The organism is Polynucleobacter asymbioticus (genome assembly GCF_018687575.1).
GTDB lineage: Bacteria > Pseudomonadota > Gammaproteobacteria > Burkholderiales > Burkholderiaceae > Polynucleobacter > Polynucleobacter asymbioticus_C.
The window spans coordinates 648,309-664,522 of the sequence record NZ_CP061297.1 but is presented as its reverse complement, the minus strand read 5'-3'; the positions used below and the strand labels follow the sequence as shown (position 1 = coordinate 664,522).

At 47.3% G+C, this 16,214-nt stretch carries 15 protein-coding genes and 1 tRNA gene; 7 read left to right on the top strand and 9 right to left on the bottom strand.

Features of this window, described 5'->3' with window-relative positions; translation table 11 throughout:
* Nucleotides 1-4: 4 nt before the first annotated feature.
* Nucleotides 5-946, bottom strand: coding sequence for a YicC/YloC family endoribonuclease (locus AOC19_RS03230; RefSeq protein ID WP_215377532.1), 942 nt, complete (start codon nucleotides 944-946; stop codon nucleotides 5-7).
* 32 nt (nucleotides 947-978) lie between these two features.
* Between AOC19_RS03230 and rph the strand changes: the two genes are divergently transcribed.
* Genes rph through hemW form a run of 3 tightly spaced genes read left to right on the top strand, consistent with a single transcriptional unit; the run spans nucleotide 979 to nucleotide 3,530 of the window.
* Entirely contained in the window at nucleotides 979-1,710 is a 732-nt protein-coding gene (gene rph / locus AOC19_RS03225; RefSeq protein ID WP_215377530.1) for a ribonuclease PH, read from the top strand.
* Between the two features lie 16 nt (nucleotides 1,711-1,726).
* Entirely contained in the window at nucleotides 1,727-2,326 is a 600-nt protein-coding gene (gene rdgB, locus AOC19_RS03220) for an RdgB/HAM1 family non-canonical purine NTP pyrophosphatase (protein ID WP_215378065.1), read from the top strand.
* Nucleotides 2,310-3,530, top strand: a complete 1,221-nt coding sequence (hemW, locus tag AOC19_RS03215) for a radical SAM family heme chaperone HemW (RefSeq protein ID WP_215378061.1) — start codon at nucleotides 2,310-2,312, stop codon at nucleotides 3,528-3,530. The genes rdgB and hemW overlap by 17 nt, the downstream gene beginning before the upstream one ends.
* Before the next feature lie 27 nt (nucleotides 3,531-3,557).
* Here hemW and AOC19_RS03210 read toward each other — a convergent pair whose 3' ends face one another.
* A complete protein-coding gene (locus AOC19_RS03210; protein ID WP_215377528.1) occupies nucleotides 3,558-4,361 on the bottom strand; it encodes an enoyl-CoA hydratase/isomerase family protein in 804 nt (267 codons plus the stop codon).
* A gap of 117 nt (nucleotides 4,362-4,478) precedes the next feature.
* Between AOC19_RS03210 and AOC19_RS03205 the strand changes: the two genes are divergently transcribed.
* On the top strand, nucleotides 4,479-5,693 hold the full coding sequence (locus AOC19_RS03205) for a CaiB/BaiF CoA transferase family protein (protein ID WP_215377527.1): 1,215 nt from the start codon (nucleotides 4,479-4,481) through the stop codon (nucleotides 5,691-5,693).
* Between the two features lie 79 nt (nucleotides 5,694-5,772).
* Here the strand turns inward: AOC19_RS03205 and AOC19_RS03200 are convergent, their stop codons facing one another.
* The 5 genes from AOC19_RS03200 to AOC19_RS03180 form a co-directional block, all read right to left on the bottom strand.
* Complete coding sequence (locus AOC19_RS03200) at nucleotides 5,773-7,875, bottom strand: alkyl/aryl-sulfatase (RefSeq protein ID WP_215377525.1); 2,103 nt, start codon at nucleotides 7,873-7,875, stop codon at nucleotides 5,773-5,775.
* 95 nt (nucleotides 7,876-7,970) lie between these two features.
* The gene (locus tag AOC19_RS03195; protein WP_215377523.1) at nucleotides 7,971-9,413 is read right to left on the bottom strand and encodes a sensor histidine kinase; all 1,443 of its coding nucleotides are present in this window, start codon (nucleotides 9,411-9,413) and stop codon (nucleotides 7,971-7,973) included.
* A gap of 59 nt (nucleotides 9,414-9,472) precedes the next feature.
* Complete coding sequence (locus AOC19_RS03190) at nucleotides 9,473-10,147, bottom strand: cytochrome b/b6 domain-containing protein (RefSeq protein ID WP_215377521.1); 675 nt, start codon at nucleotides 10,145-10,147, stop codon at nucleotides 9,473-9,475.
* The gene (locus tag AOC19_RS03185; protein ID WP_251368074.1) at nucleotides 10,144-10,605 is read right to left on the bottom strand and encodes a diheme cytochrome c; all 462 of its coding nucleotides are present in this window, start codon (nucleotides 10,603-10,605) and stop codon (nucleotides 10,144-10,146) included. The genes AOC19_RS03190 and AOC19_RS03185 overlap by 4 nt, the downstream gene beginning before the upstream one ends.
* A gap of 11 nt (nucleotides 10,606-10,616) precedes the next feature.
* Nucleotides 10,617-11,000, bottom strand: a complete 384-nt coding sequence (locus tag AOC19_RS03180) for a DUF1924 domain-containing protein (protein WP_215377519.1) — start codon at nucleotides 10,998-11,000, stop codon at nucleotides 10,617-10,619.
* Nucleotides 11,001-11,238: 238 nt separating this feature from the next.
* Here AOC19_RS03180 and AOC19_RS03175 point away from each other — a divergent pair, with 238 nt between their 5' ends.
* On the top strand, nucleotides 11,239-11,820 hold the full coding sequence (locus tag AOC19_RS03175; protein WP_215377518.1) for a hypothetical protein: 582 nt from the start codon (nucleotides 11,239-11,241) through the stop codon (nucleotides 11,818-11,820).
* 66 nt (nucleotides 11,821-11,886) lie between these two features.
* On the opposite strand, the gene AOC19_RS03170 is transcribed toward AOC19_RS03175, so the two are convergent.
* Both AOC19_RS03170 and AOC19_RS03165 read right to left on the bottom strand, forming a co-directional pair.
* A tRNA-Ser gene (locus AOC19_RS03170) sits at nucleotides 11,887-11,976 on the bottom strand.
* A gap of 20 nt (nucleotides 11,977-11,996) precedes the next feature.
* The gene (locus AOC19_RS03165) at nucleotides 11,997-13,133 is read right to left on the bottom strand and encodes an NAD(P)/FAD-dependent oxidoreductase (RefSeq protein ID WP_215377516.1); all 1,137 of its coding nucleotides are present in this window, start codon (nucleotides 13,131-13,133) and stop codon (nucleotides 11,997-11,999) included.
* A 139-nt stretch (nucleotides 13,134-13,272) separates the two neighbouring features.
* Between AOC19_RS03165 and pgi the strand changes: the two genes are divergently transcribed.
* Complete coding sequence (gene pgi / locus AOC19_RS03160) at nucleotides 13,273-14,769, top strand: glucose-6-phosphate isomerase (RefSeq protein ID WP_215377514.1); 1,497 nt, start codon at nucleotides 13,273-13,275, stop codon at nucleotides 14,767-14,769.
* 46 nt (nucleotides 14,770-14,815) lie between these two features.
* Entirely contained in the window at nucleotides 14,816-16,201 is a 1,386-nt protein-coding gene (locus tag AOC19_RS03155) for a phosphomannomutase/phosphoglucomutase (RefSeq protein ID WP_215377512.1), read from the top strand.
* Nucleotides 16,202-16,214: the final 13 nt, after the last annotated feature.

Below are 16,214 nucleotides of genomic sequence, written 5' to 3'. Positions count from 1 at the left end.
ATAGTTACTCTAAATTTTGGACTTGTTCACGCATCTGCTCGATTAACAGTTTGAGCTCTAATGCGGCTTGCGTACATTCTTCTGAAACGGATTTCGAACTCAAAGTATTGGCTTCACGATTCAGTTCTTGCATTAAGAAGTCTAAGCGCTTGCCTACTGGACCCTTACCTGCCAGCGCCGTATCGACTACTTGAAGATGGGTTTTAAGACGGGCAAACTCCTCCGCCACATCAATACGCACAGCGTAAAGTACCACCTCTTGACGAATACGCTCCATTAACTCAGTACCAGACCCACTGCTGGTTTTTCCCTGCTCTTGCGCAGCCAATGCTTCAGCCAAGCGCTCAGTCAGTTTTTCTTGATACTGGGCTACGTAGACCGGAACCTTTGGCTCGATCACTTTCACAATCTCACGCATCTTGCTGGTGATGTTAGTTAAGACCATCACTAAGGCTTTACCTTCAGCATGACGACTATCCATCAGGGCAGCTAAGGCAGCGCGGCCTGCTTCTACAGTGGCAGCAATCCAACCCTCTTCTTCCCCTCTAGGCTCAGAAACAATGCCTGGCCAACGCAAGATATCAGCGATACGCAATGCTTCAGCATTCGGAAAGGCGACCTGAGCATGTTCTTGCAGGGTATACAGGGCATCCAAGCGGTCTTTGTTGAGAGCGCCCAAAGCATGTGGGTTTGCTTTAGCAGCTCCAGCAGCACCCGAATTAACGCGCCATGCAGCCCGAAACTCGACCTTACCCCGAGAAAGGCTTTGAGTTGCCATTTCTCGTAAGGCAGGCTCAGCCCCGCGACACTCGTCCGGAAGACGGAAGCCCAAATCCAGAAAGCGGCTATTAACAGCCCGACATTCCACTTGCAGATCAGCTACAACGCCAGCCCCTAGGGAGACTTGGCGAGAAGCGCTGCCATAACCAGTCATGCTCGATATCATATGGACATTGTAGATCTTTAGGACCACACCCCATGACTCAGCCCAACATCACCCGCCCCAGTGGCCGCACCCCTACGCAATTGCGCCCTGTCAGCATCAGCCGCGCCTTTACCAAGCATGCAGAAGGTTCAGTACTGATTGCCTTTGGCGATACCAAGGTGCTCTGTACAGCCAGCGTGCTGGAAAAGGTGCCACCCCACAAAAAAGGCTCTGGCGAAGGTTGGGTCACTGCGGAATACGGCATGCTCCCCCGCTCTACTCACACCCGCAGCGATCGTGAAGCTACACGCGGCAAGCAATCGGGTCGTACGCAAGAAATTCAGCGCTTGATCGGTCGCGCCATGCGTAGCGTATTTGACTTAAAGATTTTGGGCGAAAGAACTATCCATTTAGATTGTGATGTCTTACAAGCTGACGGTGGCACGAGGACTGCATCGATTACAGGTGCTTATGTAGCGGCACGTGATGCAATCAATACACTCCTGCAAAGCGGCGCGCTCAAGGCTGATCCGATTATTGATAGTGTTGCCGCGATTTCTGTTGGCATCTACCAAGGCGTGCCGGTACTCGACTTGGATTACCCGGAAGACTCTTCTTGCGATACCGACATGAATGTCGTGATGACGGGCAAAGGCGGCATGATTGAAGTGCAAGGTACTGCTGAAGGTGCGGCCTTCTCTCGCGCCGAGTTAAATGCGCTATTGGATTTAGCTGAGCAAGGCATTGCGGATTTAACGCAGCTACAAAAAGAAGCGTTTAAATAAAAGATTGATGCAGATGGTGCAACAACTCGTTCTCGCCTCCAACAATGCCGGCAAAGTTCGGGAGTTTCAGGAACTCTTGGCGCCCTTTCACTTTCAGGTGATCCCTCAAGGTGAATTGGGGATTCCAGCAGCGGAGGAGCCGCACCCTACTTTTATTGAGAATGCCTTAGCTAAAGCCCGCCATGCAAGCGCTGCCAGCGGTTTACCTGCACTGGCAGATGACTCTGGCATTTGCGCCCATGCATTAGATGGCGCGCCCGGCGTGTACTCTGCTCGCTATGCCGGTATTGATGGCGATAGCGCAGCCAATAATCAAAAGCTGATTGCATCATTACAGGGTCAAGCGGATCGCGGCGCCCACTATCTCTGCGCCCTCGTGATGGTCAACAGCGCCAATGATCCAGAACCACTGATTGTGCAAACTCGCTGGTATGGCCAAGTGATTGATGTTGCTCAGGGGGATGGTGGCTTTGGTTATGACCCCCACTTCTTTTTACCAGGGCTTGGCAAGACTGCGGCCCAATTAGCAGCATCCGAGAAAAACCAGATCAGTCATCGGGGTCAAGCCTTGCGTGAACTCATCACACAACTTCAAATCCGTGCTCAATCCACTTAATTCTGTTTTGGCAACACAGCCAAAACTCACCGCCCTTCCCCCGCTATCTTTGTACATTCATTTTCCGTGGTGTGAAAAGAAGTGCCCTTACTGTGATTTCAATTCGCATCAAATTAAAGATAGTATTGGCAATGCAGAGTCTGGCGCAAAAGCTTCAAAGGGATTTGATGAGGCGCGTTATATCCAGGCGCTCATTACCGATCTAGAGACAGAGCTACCTCGCATCTGGGGTCGCCAAGTCCACAGCATCTTTATTGGTGGTGGCACTCCCAGTTTGATGTCCGCTGATGGTATGAATGAGCTACTCTCAGCCATTCGAGCTCGCGTGAACCTAGAGCCCGATTGCGAGATCACCATGGAAGCCAATCCTGGCTCTGTTGAGACCGACAAATTTGCCGGCTTTGCCAAGGCGGGAATCAATCGCGTCTCTTTAGGTATTCAGAGTTTTCAGGATGATCAGTTGAAAGCTTTGGGACGTATTCATAATGGCGAAGAAGCTAAGCGCGCGATTGCGATTGCTCTGCAACACTTCAAATCCGTTAATCTCGATCTCATGTTTGGTTTACCGAATCAAACCTTGGAAGCAGCTAAAGCGGATATCGAAACTGCCCTCTCCTTCAAAACCCCACACCTCTCCTTCTATAACCTGACCCTAGAACCCAATACTTACTTTGCAAGCTTTCCTCCAAAGCTTCCCAGCGAAGATGAGATTGATGCAATCTTTGAGCAGAACTTAGCGCTCCTAGAGGCAGCAGGTTATCGACGTTATGAGATCTCGGCCTATGCCAAGAAAGATCAGGAGTGTAAACACAATCTCAATTACTGGCGCTTTGGGGATTACATCGGCATTGGTGCAGGCGCACATGGAAAGATCTCCTTCCCAGACAAAATTACCCGGCAAGTTCGCGAGCGTCATCCTGAAACATATATGCAGGCAATGGAATCTAAAGGCAATGCTCTTATTGAAGCGCGAGAGATTCCCGCTAAAGATCTTCCCTTTGAATTCATGCTCAATACCTTACGCTTAACAGACGGCGTAGACACGGTTACGTTCAGTGAACGCACTGGTTTGCCTCTGAATGTCGTATCCAAAGGATTGGATGAGGCCAGCAAAAAAGGTTTGTTAGATTCAGACCCTAACAAGCTCAAGGCAACTGAACAGGGTTTGCGCTATCTCAATAACTTGCAAGAGATGTTTTTATAAGCCGAAAAATTTGCTCGGTGGTTTAAATTACTTTCCAGTCCAGACGGGTGGCTTCCCATCTAAGAATGCAGTAACTCCATTTTTAAAGTCTTCGCTGCCATAACATTCCCGAATCAAATCACTGCAATCTGGTAAGTTGTTCTTGATAATTCTGGCAAGGGTCTGCTTGCTAGATTTCTGTGTGATGGGTGCTAGCTTCATTAAACGCTCAGCCAGCTGATTGGCTTCATGCTCGAGCACTTCAGCAGGATAAGTAGCTAAGAGATAGCCTTGTTTAAGCAACTCGGGCGCAGTCACTAACTCGGCTAGTAACAACATACGCTTGACGATGTTGGCCCCTAGGTGTGCAACTAGCCAAGCAATATTACCGGCCGATAGGCAATTACCCAAGGTTTTGGCAATGGGAACGCCAAAGCGAGCATCCGGCGTAGCAATTCTGAAATCACAGCAACTCGCAATCGCAAGGCCCCCACCCACAGCCATGCCATCAATCACAGCAATGGTCGGAATCGGCAACATGGCTAAAGGCGCAAAGTAGGCATCAATGCCCTCTTCGTACTCAATCCCATCATCGCCAGAAGTAAAGCTAGAGAATTGGGCAATATCACTGCCAGAGACAAAAGACTTGCCGCCAGCACCACGCAAAATAGCCACTCTCGCTGCCGAGCTTTGAGTCAAATCTTCGCAAATGGACTTCAAGCTCTGATACATCCTCACCGTCAATGCATTGCGAGCAGCAACATGATCAAAGGTGATGTACGCAATGCCATTGCGCAGCTCAAAATCGACTTTGGCAGTTGAAGACGTCGGCTGGGATGCGGTTGATGACATAGAAGGTATGGCCAAGAAGTTGAAATAAAGGGTTCGTGAACTACTCTGCGTAATTGATTTATATTGATACCTATTGGTAGCACTTCATTCTAAACATATAAAAATAATTGAGACAAAATGAATTCAGCTTCAAATAAACCCCTGCCCTTGGCTGGCGTTCGCGTTCTTGACGTGAGTCAAGTGATGGCAGGTCCTTACTGCTGCATGCTGCTAGCTGACTTAGGCGCGGATGTCATCAAAATTGAACCTCCAGGCACAGGCGACCAAACCCGTGGGGCCATGGGATTCAAGATGAAGGGTTCAGATAGCATGGGCTTTCTGAATATGAATCGCAACAAGCGCAGTGTGACGCTCAACCTCAAAACTGAGGCCGGAAAAAAAGTCTTCTTTGAGCTCGTAAAGACTGCGGATATCTTGGTAGAAAACTACCGACCTGGTGTGATGAAAAAACTGGGGATCGACTACCCATCCCTAAAAGATCTCAATCCAGGTTTGGTATATGCCAGCATCTCTGGATTTGGACAAACTGGACCCTGGGCGGATCGTCCGGGCTTTGATCTAATGGCACAAGCCATGTCTGGAGTGATGAGTGTTACCGGTTATCCAGATGGCCCTCCAGTAAAAGCAGGTGTGCCAGTGGCAGATATTGGTTGCGCCCTCTTTGCGGTTTATGGAATTTTGTCAGCCTATATTGGCAAGACTAAATCGGGTGAAGGTCAGTTTATTGACGCATCCCTGTTTGATTCTGCACTGGCGTTCTCGATTTGGGATACAGCGCAGTACTGGGGTACCGGTGTTGAGCCCTATAAGCTAGGCACAGCCAATCACATGAGCGCGCCGTATCAAGCCATGAAAGCCTCTGATGGCTACTTTGTCATGGGTGCTACCAATCAAAAACTCTGGAAACTCCTCTGCGACAAAATTAATCGCCCAGAATTATTTGAGGATCCATTATTTAGGACAAATCCTCTACGCCTAGCCAATCGCTTGATTCTGGCAACCGAACTGGAAAAGACCTTCACCACTAAAACCAGTGAAGAATGGGTGGATCTCCTCTTGGCTGCCGGCATTCCGGCTGGGCCGATTAATACCTATCCCCAAGCGTTTGATAGTGAGCATGGACAGCATCGCAAGATGCGCATGGAAATTGATCATCCAATTGAAGGTAAGGTTCCGAATATTGGTTTTGCCGTCAAGATGATGGGGACTCCACAGCAGGTATCTCGTCACCCCCCTTTACTCGGTGAACATACCCATGAATTGCTTGAAGAATTGGGTATTGCTGGAGATGCACTCAAGGTACTAGAGGATGGTGGCGCTTTCGCGGCCTGAGTCACTAGTTTTTCTAGGTAAAAGAAATGGGCTCCGAGGAGCCCATTTTTTCTAATACCCATCTACCGCTTAATCTTGATTAAGCCCCATCAGAATTGGCAATTGGAGGAGCCTCAAATGGGTCTTTATTTGGTTTAGCAGGTGGGGCTTTTTTAGCTTTAGTGCCTGGCATCAACTCGAAGTCTGGAGTAAAGGTAGTCAAGGTGCTTCGCAACTGTTCGAACGCTTTACGATCACCCTGAAACTTCGCTTTTCCTTCGGCTTGGAGTTTTTCAAAGGTGGTTTGACCGCCCATGACTTTTTCTAAGTCACTGCGATTCACGGTGATCGTCAGGCTTGGATTTTTATCCTGGTAACCCTTGATATTACTCAGCGCGGAATTACTCATCTCCACCACAAACTTTTCACCATTATCTGGAGTACTGAGATTGATGGTGAACTTCATACCGGCAGCTTTTTTGCTGTCCATGCTAATTGCTAGGGCATTGAGCCATAACTCGGTTGTCATAGCCTTGATCATGTCTGGGCCATTGGTCTTGGGTGAGGCGCCAGAAGGCATGCCATGACGCAACTCATAAGCAGCGCCCAAGAAACTATTGCGCACACTTGGACTTTCTTTTTGATAGCCAATCTGTTCAAAAATATCCGCTAGCAAATCTTTAGCTGCCGTGTTGTTTGGCTCTGCATACACCAACTTATTCACGATCTCCATTGCTTCACGGTATTTGCCCTGCTTATAGAGCTGCTTACCCTTCGCCATGATCTTGCCTGCGCCACCCATCATTTCCACATATAGCGGTGCAGAATCTTTTGGTGACAATGGGATCAGGGTTGCAGGATTAGCATCCCAGTAACCTAAGTAACGATTGATCACGGCGCGACTATTGTGCTCTTCAGAGCCGTGGTAGCTATGCGCCGCCCATTGAGACTTTAAGCTCTCGGGTTGCTTGTAAACGTTATGCACTTCATTAATGGTCACGCCATTATTTGCCAAATGGAGTACTTCGTTATTCAAGTGGGCGTAGCTATCACGCTGCGTGCGCATGACTTCTTGCACGCGATCATTACCCCACCGTGGCCATGAATGGGAGGCAAACATGACTTGCGCCTCAGTGCCATAACGATACAAAGCATTATTAATATTCTTAGACCATGCCAAGGCATCACGTACTAGAGCACCGCGCAAGGTATAAATATTATGGATGGTGCCGGTGATATTTTCAGCAGCCCAGAATGCTTTCATCTGCGGGAAATAAGTATTCATCTCAGCAGGCGCCTCTGTACCCGGCGTATTTTGGAACTCCATCTCCACACCATCTACCGTCATTTTTTCAAATGGCTCATTAATCAGAATAGTAGGCTCAATCAAACCGAGGTTTCCTGCTGCAGTATTTTTACCAATAGATTGGTCAACGTGGCCAAATGGGCTACGTGGCAATAAAACGCCATACTGAAAATACAAGCGGCGTGTCATTGCATTGCCAGCGTAGACGTTCTCTGCAACAGCATGATCCATGAAGCCAGCTGGCGCAATAATTTTGACCTTACCGCTCTTCACATCTGCTTCTTCCACTACACCACGCACACCACCAAAGTGGTCAGCATGCGAATGGGAGTACACCACTGCTACTACTGGGCGTTTACTTAACTTCTCATTGACCAACTCTAATGCTGCTCTTGCAGTCTCTTTTGAAGTTAATGGGTCAAAGACAATCCAACCGGTATTGGTTTTAACAAAGCTGATGTTCGATAAGTCAAAGCCACGAACTTGATAGATCTTGCCCGGCACGACTTCATACAGACCGTAACCCATGTTCAGAATTGCTTGACGTTGCAATGATGGATGTACGCTATCGAAATCCTTGCCTTGCAATAAGAACTCATAGCTACCCATATCCCAGGCCACGTTGCCAGCATCTGCCATGATGGTTTTATAAGCTGGAGCTGCAATAAATCCCCTCTTGGACTCTTCAAAGTCACGCTTATCTTCGAAAGGCAGTGATTTGCGTAAACCGTTTTGCAATTCAACGGTAAATGTGGAGGGTGCTTTGCCCTTAGGATCAAAATGCTTTCCTTGCATTGCGCCTGGATCAGCAACGACTCCACCCCCGCCCGCAGCAATGGCGGAATTCCCAGCAATTAGGGCAATAGATAGGGCAAGAAGCGATAGTTTTGTATTCATAGAAGCCTTGAATTAAAGCGGAAATAGGTAGAAAAGCTATTCTTCGAATGTAAAGATAGGTCTGCCTTTGGGCAATTAGCTATAGAGCTAGTATCCTAGCCCTGAATGGAGGGTAGGAATACGGTAAATTGAGCACCCCCGCTAGCTGCGTCTTCATAACGAATGTAGCCACCATGACGAGTGACAATATGCTGGCAAAGCCACAAACCCAAACCCATACCGGATCGCTTATTACTGCTCGAAAGTAATTCAAATAGGTGATCCTGCACAGCAGCAGGGATACCACCACCACTATCCGCAACCAACAGATTTATTCCACCAGGGACATCGCGACTTTCAATACGCAGGGTTCGAGGAGATCGAGTGGATTCGCTTAGGGCTTGGATAGCGTTATTAATCAGATTGAGCAGCACCTGCTGAATCTCACCACGATTTACGTTAATTGAAGAATGTGAGGCAAGATCTAGAACTACTTGAATATTCTTCGCCTGGATTTCTGGCTTAGTAATTTTAAGAACGGACTCAATCAACTCCACAATATCAATACGTTCTACCCCAATCTTTCCATCTGAAAATATGGAGCGCAAGGATTGGATGATATTGCTGGCTCGCTGGTTATCAGCTAGCAAGGCAGTCAGTATCTCTTGGTTTTGTTCAGCAGTTAAATGCCCCTCAGATAACTTCTTCTGTAGAAACTGAATATTGAGCTGCGACGCTCCTAGGGGCTGATTCAGCTCATGAGCAATAGAGGCTGACAGAGCACCAGTTGCTGCCGTTTTATTTGCCCTGAGTAAGCTGGAGATTAAATTCTCACGTTCAATTAGCAAGGCTTTAATTTCTCTATTCTCAATTTGTGATTGAGCGCTTGCCAGTGCAATCCGCTCAGACCAGTAGCCGCCAATCGCAATATAAGCGAGCGTGTTCATCACGATTTGCATGATTGTCAGAAGAATCAAAAATTGAGGGATTTGCTCAACTTGTCGGATAGTAAATCCTGATGCAATCACCACAGAAAGTCGACCGATTGCAAAAAACAATTCTGCGGTAGTGGCATATTGCAAATACATTAATTGCTGCGAAGGAGCCGCCTTTCTCTTTTCACGCAATTGAAAAATTTGCCAGATAAAGAAAGAACCTGTAATGACGCAAATGACTGTGGTTCGACTTTCGAATGTGCCGTGAACCCGCATCCATTCAAAGAATGGAATGAAAATTAAGACGGAAATCATGAATGCGTATTCAAGACGCTTGCTGATTGGTTTATTCAGAGACTGACAAAACAATAATTGCAAAATAGCCGCAATATAGAAAAAAGAATTAGCTATGGTGAAATTAAATTCCGGCTTTGAGACATCCTCAATAGTCAAAATTCCGGTGCCAAAGGTAGCTAAGGCCAAAATACTCACCACCAAGGACCCCATCCAGTATTGACTTGGTCTTACCGCACTTTGAGAGCGATAGTAGTGGTAGACGCCCAATAACAAGCCCAACTGAATAGTGGCAAGAATGTAGAAATACAGGGCAATCAGGAGCTTCATACTGTCTATCGTACAACGAGGCAGACGGCCCCGTTCTCAATCTTTAACCAGATAGACTTTTACTGGGTCAGACTCGGTATAGCGCCAGTTAAAGTGAGGTAGAAGAAGTAAAGCATGCTGAGAAAAATCAGGGAGCCAATCAGATATTGCGGATAAGGAATTCCCTGCTCCGGAAAACCCTTTTTTTTGCCAGTCACCATGGATCTGACTAGGTTTTGTCTTTCAATCAGACTCATCCCAATTGCGGCAATGATATGAACAATCACTAAGCCAAGAACTAAGTTGGCAACTACCTCATGAGCCTCAGATGCAAAGTTACCTAAAAACTCTTTTACTGATAGATAGCCAGTTAAGCCTATCAATAGAATGAGTAACATCAGCGCAAACATCACTAGACCACCCGCCGGATTGTGACCAACATCGTGATGGGGGTGGCCACGCAGCATGGCCATAAAGTGCTCCAGCACCGCCTTGGGACTTTTCAGAAATTGACTAAATCTGGCATAGCGGGTGCCAATCAGACCCCAGATCAAGCGAATGAGAACAAGCAAACATGCGGTATATCCGAACGCATAGTGGATCATGGCCCAGCGCTCACTCTCCGAACTGAGCCAAGCTCCCGCAAAACAAATTACCAATAGCCAATGAAACACCCTCACCGGCATATCCCAAACCATAATTGCTTGCTTCACTTTGCCAGTAGCGTCAATGGTGTCATTCTGGAGGTGATTCATTGTGGTGGGATCTTGATATTGTTCTCACTAAAAATGCCTTTAGCAGCATCAATATGACAGGCGCCACAGTTGGCAGGACTCTTAATGCTCGCTCGCTTCCATACGTCTGCCCTCACCTCATCATGCTTACGAATAAACCAAGATGTTTTTGTGATGCGGTTTTCAGGGGGAGTCTCGCTGTACTTTTGCCGAGTGGCTGCATTCTTTACTAGCCAATTTGTTAGCTCAGCCTGAGTCTTAGGATCCAAGCTAGCATCAGTACCGAAGTGCTTTGATAGTCCAGCCATGACATTTTTCCAGCTCTGCTGACTTAAGAGTGCTGGCGGATAGGCCATATGACAACTTGCACACTCAGCTTCATAAGAAGCAGGCGCATCGCTAGGCATCGCCATTTTTGCAGCAAATGTAGGCGAAGATAGCAGGAGCAATACAGTCGCAATCTTTATAATTTTTTTCATATTGATGAGATTCATTTAACCGTGATGAGCCAAGACAGGACATCCGCTTTTTCTTGTGAGGAGCAGTCTCTAGCAAGTACATCATTGCAATTGCGCTTAAACCATTTCTCAGCCTTGGCTTCATCAGTAAAGCGTGCAGAGTTAGCGCTTGGTGCCAACGGTTTAATCACCTTTCCAGTAACGATATGTTTAGTGTCGTGATTGGGGGGATTTTCATGGCAGGATGCGCAGCTCCATTCCTTGCCATGCTTGGCATTGAAGAACTGCTCTCCACGAGCTGGTGACGCCTTACCCGATTGAGCCTCATAAGACTTCAGCAAGTCTTGCGGCGTTGCTGCGCTGACTACAAGAGCCAGCCCCATGAGGATAAATCCCGAAAATAACTTCCAAAGCATATGCACCCCTATTGATCCTTAGGATCAAAGTATGAGCCCCTTAAAAGACGGAGTATTGCGATAGATCAACAAATAGCCTGGAATTAACCCCTTTTTAGCCAAATTAGGCCCAGAAATTCATTCTGGTTAATAACATGAGTAATACAATCTCCATAATTGTTAAAACAACTGCATTTATCAATTACCCCATTGCCCCTATCGGGTAATGAGATTCAATTTATTAAGGATTAATACCGTTATGAAAAAACTAGTCATTATTGTCATTCTTGCTGCTATTGCTGCAGGCGCTTACTTCATGCTCAACAAGCCAAAAGCTCCTATCGCTGGCGTAGCCGCTCAAGAAGCCGCCCTCATTTATGACGGTGAAGTGATCAAGATTGATGCTGCAACTCGTACAGTTACCCTCAAAAATCAAGATGGTGAATCTACTATCGTTGCTGGCCCAGAAGTAAAGAACTTTGCTGAAATCAAAGTTGGCGATCGTTTTGACGTTGTTTACGAACTCGCTGTTGCGATTGAATTGGTTAAGGTAAAAAACCCAGGCACTACGAGTGAGCAAGTTACGACTAGCACTACGACTGCCCCACAAGGCGACAAGCCAGGCATGATCACTACCAATACTGTTACTGCAACTGCGAATGTTGAAGCAATTGATACAGCAAAGAACGTTGTTTCTTTAAAAGGTCCTCAAGGTAATGTCTTCAAAGTTAAAGTTCAGAATCCTGACTTGATGAAAGATATCGCTGTAAATGACCAAGTTAAAGTGGTTTACACAGAAGCGATTGCTGCAGTAGTTAGCGCACCAGCTGCGAAGAAGTAATGCAATAACGCTTTCTAGTCACTAGAAAGACAAAACCCCAGCAAGTGATTGCTGGGGTTTTTTATTTGGCGGAAGAGGTGAGATTCGAACTCACGGAGGACTTTCATCCTCGCCAGTTTTCAAGACTGGTGCATTCAACCGCTCTGCCACTCTTCCTTTGCGATTTGAGTCCTAGATTATAGAGAACTTTTGATTTGCGCCTCTAAATGCTGGGCAATGGCTAAGCAAGAGGTGAGGCCCGGGGACTCAAAGCCATATAGGTTAAATAGGCCGTGAAGCTGATGCTGCTGGGGTCCTTCGAAGTAAAAGTCTCCTGCGGGTGCATTTGGCGGGACGATTTTGGCTCTGACACCAGAGTAATCAGCCTGCAAAGCACCGTCTTTTAGACCTGGCCAGTACTGCCTGACTGCAGCATAAAAGCCCTCTCCGCGCTTGGGGTCGACCCTGTAATTAATCTGGCCCTCCTCTTCGATATCAAGCCATTCGACGTCTGGACCAAACTTCGCCTGACCACCCATATCGAGGGTTAAGTGAACACCCAATCCCCCGGGTTCTGGGATCGGATAAATCAAATGGCTGAATGGTGATTTGCCAGATAAAGAGAAGTAGTTACCTTTTGCAAAGTAGGCCTTGGGGATCAAATCTTTCGAGAGGCCTTCAATTTTTTGAGCCAGTGCTGGCGCACTCAGTCCCGCGCAATTAATGAGTAACTTTGTCTGAATGGTCATGCCATCAGCGCCACCAATGGTCAGCTCAAAACCACCTTCAGCATTAGCACCGATCGGCTTTGCAGCTAGTAAAGGCGATTGATAAGCAACCATCCCACCTGCATCCTCAAAGCCGCCAAGCAATGACAGCATCAAGCCGTGGCTATCTACTACACCTGTGGAACCTGAGAGTAAGGCAGCTTCGCATTGCAGTTGTGGCTCCAGCGCTTTAGCTTGCTCCCCTGAGATCATCTTGATATCGGGAACTTGGTTGTTTTGAGCTTTGTACAAAATAGCTTGTAGATCATCTAACTGACTAGCATCTGCAGCAACAATGAGCTTGCCGTACGCCCGATTACTCACTTGATGACTACGACAGTATTCATATAAGAGTCGGTTGCCTTGGACGCAAAGCTTGGCCTTGAGAGAATCTTTTGGGTAATAGATTCCTGCGTGAATGACTTCACTATTGCGAGCGCTGCTGATGGTTCCAAAAGAAGCCTCACGCTCGAGCAAGATCGTTTCTCGACCCTGGAGCGCCATCTCGCGAGCAACGGCTAAACCTACTACTCCAGCACCCACCACAACGCAATCAACCTGCTCCATTCGGCTATTCCTGACCTGATTTCAGATATGTCTCAATTTTGTAATGACTTTTGCTTCCGCTAAAGCCTTGTTATTCATGAAATCGTAACATTTTCAGCGTTTTAGGGGGATTTGGTGCCCTTATTGATAAAATCTAGAAATGTCTGTGCAAGCCCAATTAGCTACCAAAAGTATTCACTCTGCCCTAGATGTGGTGCTCGATACCGCCTATCAGGGAATTGATGCCAGCAACTGGGCAAAGCTATTTGCGAATGCTCGCAAATCGCAGTTAGATCAGTTTGTTACAGATCTGTTTGCGGGCAAGCACATTAACAACAGTGAAGATCGACCTGCTCTTCACTCTGCGCTGCGCAATCTCACCAAAACCCCGGTACTCATCAATGGCTCCGATGTCATGCCAGCAGTATCAGAGGTTTGGCATCGGATTGAGGCGCTGTGTAATAAATGGGTTGGCGTTACGGATGTCATTCATATCGGCATTGGTGGATCGGACTTTGGTCCCCGCCTGGCAATTGAAGCTTTGGCGCATGTACCCGGCATTGAAAGCCGCGGCATGCGGATGCATTTCTTGGCCAATATTGATACTGCTGAGTTAGCGCGTATCCTGGCACACGCTCAGCCTCATAGCACTCGTGTGATTGTGGCCTCAAAGTCATTTACGACTCTTGAAACATCTATGAACGCCAAAGCCGTTGTGGCTTGGCTTAAGGACAGTGGTTGCACTAAGAGTCAGATTGCTCACGCCCTCTATGCAGTGACTGCCAATATTCCTGCTGCTAAAGAATTTGGTGTTGAGGAAGACAATATTTATCCCTTTTGGGATTGGGTTGGTGGTCGTTACTCAGTCTGGTCAGCAGTAGGCCTACCCATTGCTTTGCAATACGGCTTTGAGACCTTTCAGCAATTCTTGGCAGGTGCTGAAGCGATGGATTTGCATTTTAAGAATGCGCCTCTAGAAGAAAATCTGCCCGTCATCATGGCGCTCTCTTTGCTGCACCAGCAAGAGAGACACAATATCAAGGCCTATGCAGCCATTCCGTATGCAGATGCATTGGACTGGTTTCCGAAGTGGTTGCAACAGCTGGATATGGAGAGTAATGGCAAGAGCGTAGATCGTGATGGCAAGCCCGTGAAGCATTCTTCGCCGGTGGTCTTTGGTAGTGCAGGTAGTAATGCTCAGCACTCTTACTTCCAGCTCTTTCATCAGGGTACAGAAATCATTCCAATTGATTTCATCGCGGTGCGTGAGCCGATGAGTGATCGACCTGAGGCTGTTGCTCATCACCGCATCCTACTTTCTAATTGCTTGGCACAAGCGCAAGCATTAGCGAATGGCAAGACTGCTAGCAACCCGAATGATGTTTATCCCGGTAAACGTCCGAGCAATCTCTTGTTGCTACCTAAACTCAATGCGTTTTATCTCGGCGCTCTACTCGCCTTATATGAAAATCGCACTGCGACATTAGGCGCTTTGTGGAATATCAATAGCTTTGATCAGCCTGGCGTGGAGTACGGAAAAGTACTGGCCAAGCCGATTGAGAAAGCTCTTGCAAGCCATCAACATGATATTGCTGCCAGCGCAGATATTGACGCCATTACTGCTGCTCGCATTAATCTATTAAATTCAAATAACTAGTTATCACCCCCTGTAGTTAGGAGGTGTTCTTACCGAAGGATCTGCAATGCAATTGTCTCCATCTATTTTTAAAGCCTATGACATCCGCGGCATTATTGATGAGACCTTGGATCCCTCGATCGCCAAACTGATTGGCCAAGCCTTCGGTACTGAAATGCGTGAGCTTGGTGAAACTGATATCGTCATCGGTCGCGATGGTCGCCTATCTGGCCCTAGCTTGATTGAGGCTTTGACAGAAGGCCTGCTTTCTACAGGCATCAATGTGATTGATTTGGGCATGGTAGCTACACCGATGGTCTACTTCGCCGCTAATCACACTATCAATGGCAAGACCCCCAAGTCCGGGATCATGATCACTGGCAGCCATAATCCCCCGAACTACAACGGCTTCAAAATGGTTTTGGGAACAGCAGCGATTTACGGTGAAAAAATTCAGGATTTACGTAAACTTATTGAAGCTAAGCAATTTGCTACTGGCCAAGGAACAAGAAGTACCTTTGATATTTTCCCAATGTATCTCAATTACATTGTGGGTGACATCAAGATTGCCCGCCCGATGAAGATTGCAGTCGACTGCGGTAATGGGGTTGGTGGTGCATTTGCTGGCAAGTTATTTAGAGCTTTGGGTTGTGAGGTGCAAGAACTATTCTGCGAAGTGGATGGGCATTTCCCCAACCATCATCCTGATCCAGCGCATATTGAGAACTTACAAGATCTCATTAAGAATCTGCAGACTACCGATAATGAATTAGGCCTCGCCTTTGATGGTGATGCTGATCGTTTAGGCGTCGTCACTAAAGATGGTCAGGTGATCTTCCCAGACCGCCAGATGATGCTCTTTGCCAAAGATGTTCTCTCCCGCAATCCAGGCGGACAGATTATTTACGATGTGAAGTGCACTCGCAATCTAGCGACCTATGTCAAAGAGCATGGCGGAGAACCCATCATGTGGAAAACGGGTCATTCTTTAGTTAAAGCCAAGTTAAAAGAAACTGGCGCCCCACTCGCTGGCGAGATGAGTGGCCATATCTTCTTTAAGGATCGTTGGTTTGGCTTTGATGATGGCTTGTATACCGGAGCTCGCTTACTAGAGATCCTCAGCAAAGAGAAGAATCCGAGCGACACCCTCAATCACTTGCCGAATGCGATCTGCACCCCAGAGTTGCAGCTCGCTTGTGCTGAAGGTGAGCCATTCACCCTTCTGGAAACCATTAAAGCCAATGCCAAGTTCCCAACATCAGAATCCATTAATACGATTGATGGTGTCCGCGTGGAATATGCCGATGGATTTGGTCTAGCTAGACCATCCAACACCACTCCAGTGGTAGTAATGCGTTTTGAGGCGGATAGCGAAGAGGCGATTAAGCGTATTCAGGCGGAATTTAAGGCTGTGTTGTTGGCGGCTAAGCCAGAGGCGAAGTTACCGTTCTAAAGCTTTTTGGGGC

Bases quoted from the DNA above. Each gene is read 5' to 3' on its own strand.
- AOC19_RS03230 (WP_215377532.1), bottom strand. From the start codon at position 946: ATGATATCGAGCATGACTGGTTATGGCAGCGCTTCTCGCCAAGTCTCC.
- rph (WP_215377530.1), top strand. From the start codon at position 979: ATGACTCAGCCCAACATCACCCGCCCCAGTGGCCGCACCCCTACGCAA.
- AOC19_RS03210 (WP_215377528.1), bottom strand. From the start codon at position 4,361: ATGTCATCAACCGCATCCCAGCCGACGTCTTCAACTGCCAAAGTCGAT.
- AOC19_RS03205 (WP_215377527.1), top strand. From the start codon at position 4,479: ATGAATTCAGCTTCAAATAAACCCCTGCCCTTGGCTGGCGTTCGCGTT.
- AOC19_RS03200 (WP_215377525.1), bottom strand. From the start codon at position 7,875: ATGAATACAAAACTATCGCTTCTTGCCCTATCTATTGCCCTAATTGCT.
- AOC19_RS03195 (WP_215377523.1), bottom strand. From the start codon at position 9,413: ATGAAGCTCCTGATTGCCCTGTATTTCTACATTCTTGCCACTATTCAG.
- AOC19_RS03190 (WP_215377521.1), bottom strand. From the start codon at position 10,147: ATGAATCACCTCCAGAATGACACCATTGACGCTACTGGCAAAGTGAAG.
- AOC19_RS03185 (WP_251368074.1), bottom strand. From the start codon at position 10,605: ATGAAAAAAATTATAAAGATTGCGACTGTATTGCTCCTGCTATCTTCG.
- AOC19_RS03180 (WP_215377519.1), bottom strand. From the start codon at position 11,000: ATGCTTTGGAAGTTATTTTCGGGATTTATCCTCATGGGGCTGGCTCTT.
- AOC19_RS03175 (WP_215377518.1), top strand. From the start codon at position 11,239: ATGAAAAAACTAGTCATTATTGTCATTCTTGCTGCTATTGCTGCAGGC.
- AOC19_RS03165 (WP_215377516.1), bottom strand. From the start codon at position 13,133: ATGGAGCAGGTTGATTGCGTTGTGGTGGGTGCTGGAGTAGTAGGTTTA.
- pgi (WP_215377514.1), top strand. From the start codon at position 13,273: ATGTCTGTGCAAGCCCAATTAGCTACCAAAAGTATTCACTCTGCCCTA.
- AOC19_RS03155 (WP_215377512.1), top strand. From the start codon at position 14,816: ATGCAATTGTCTCCATCTATTTTTAAAGCCTATGACATCCGCGGCATT.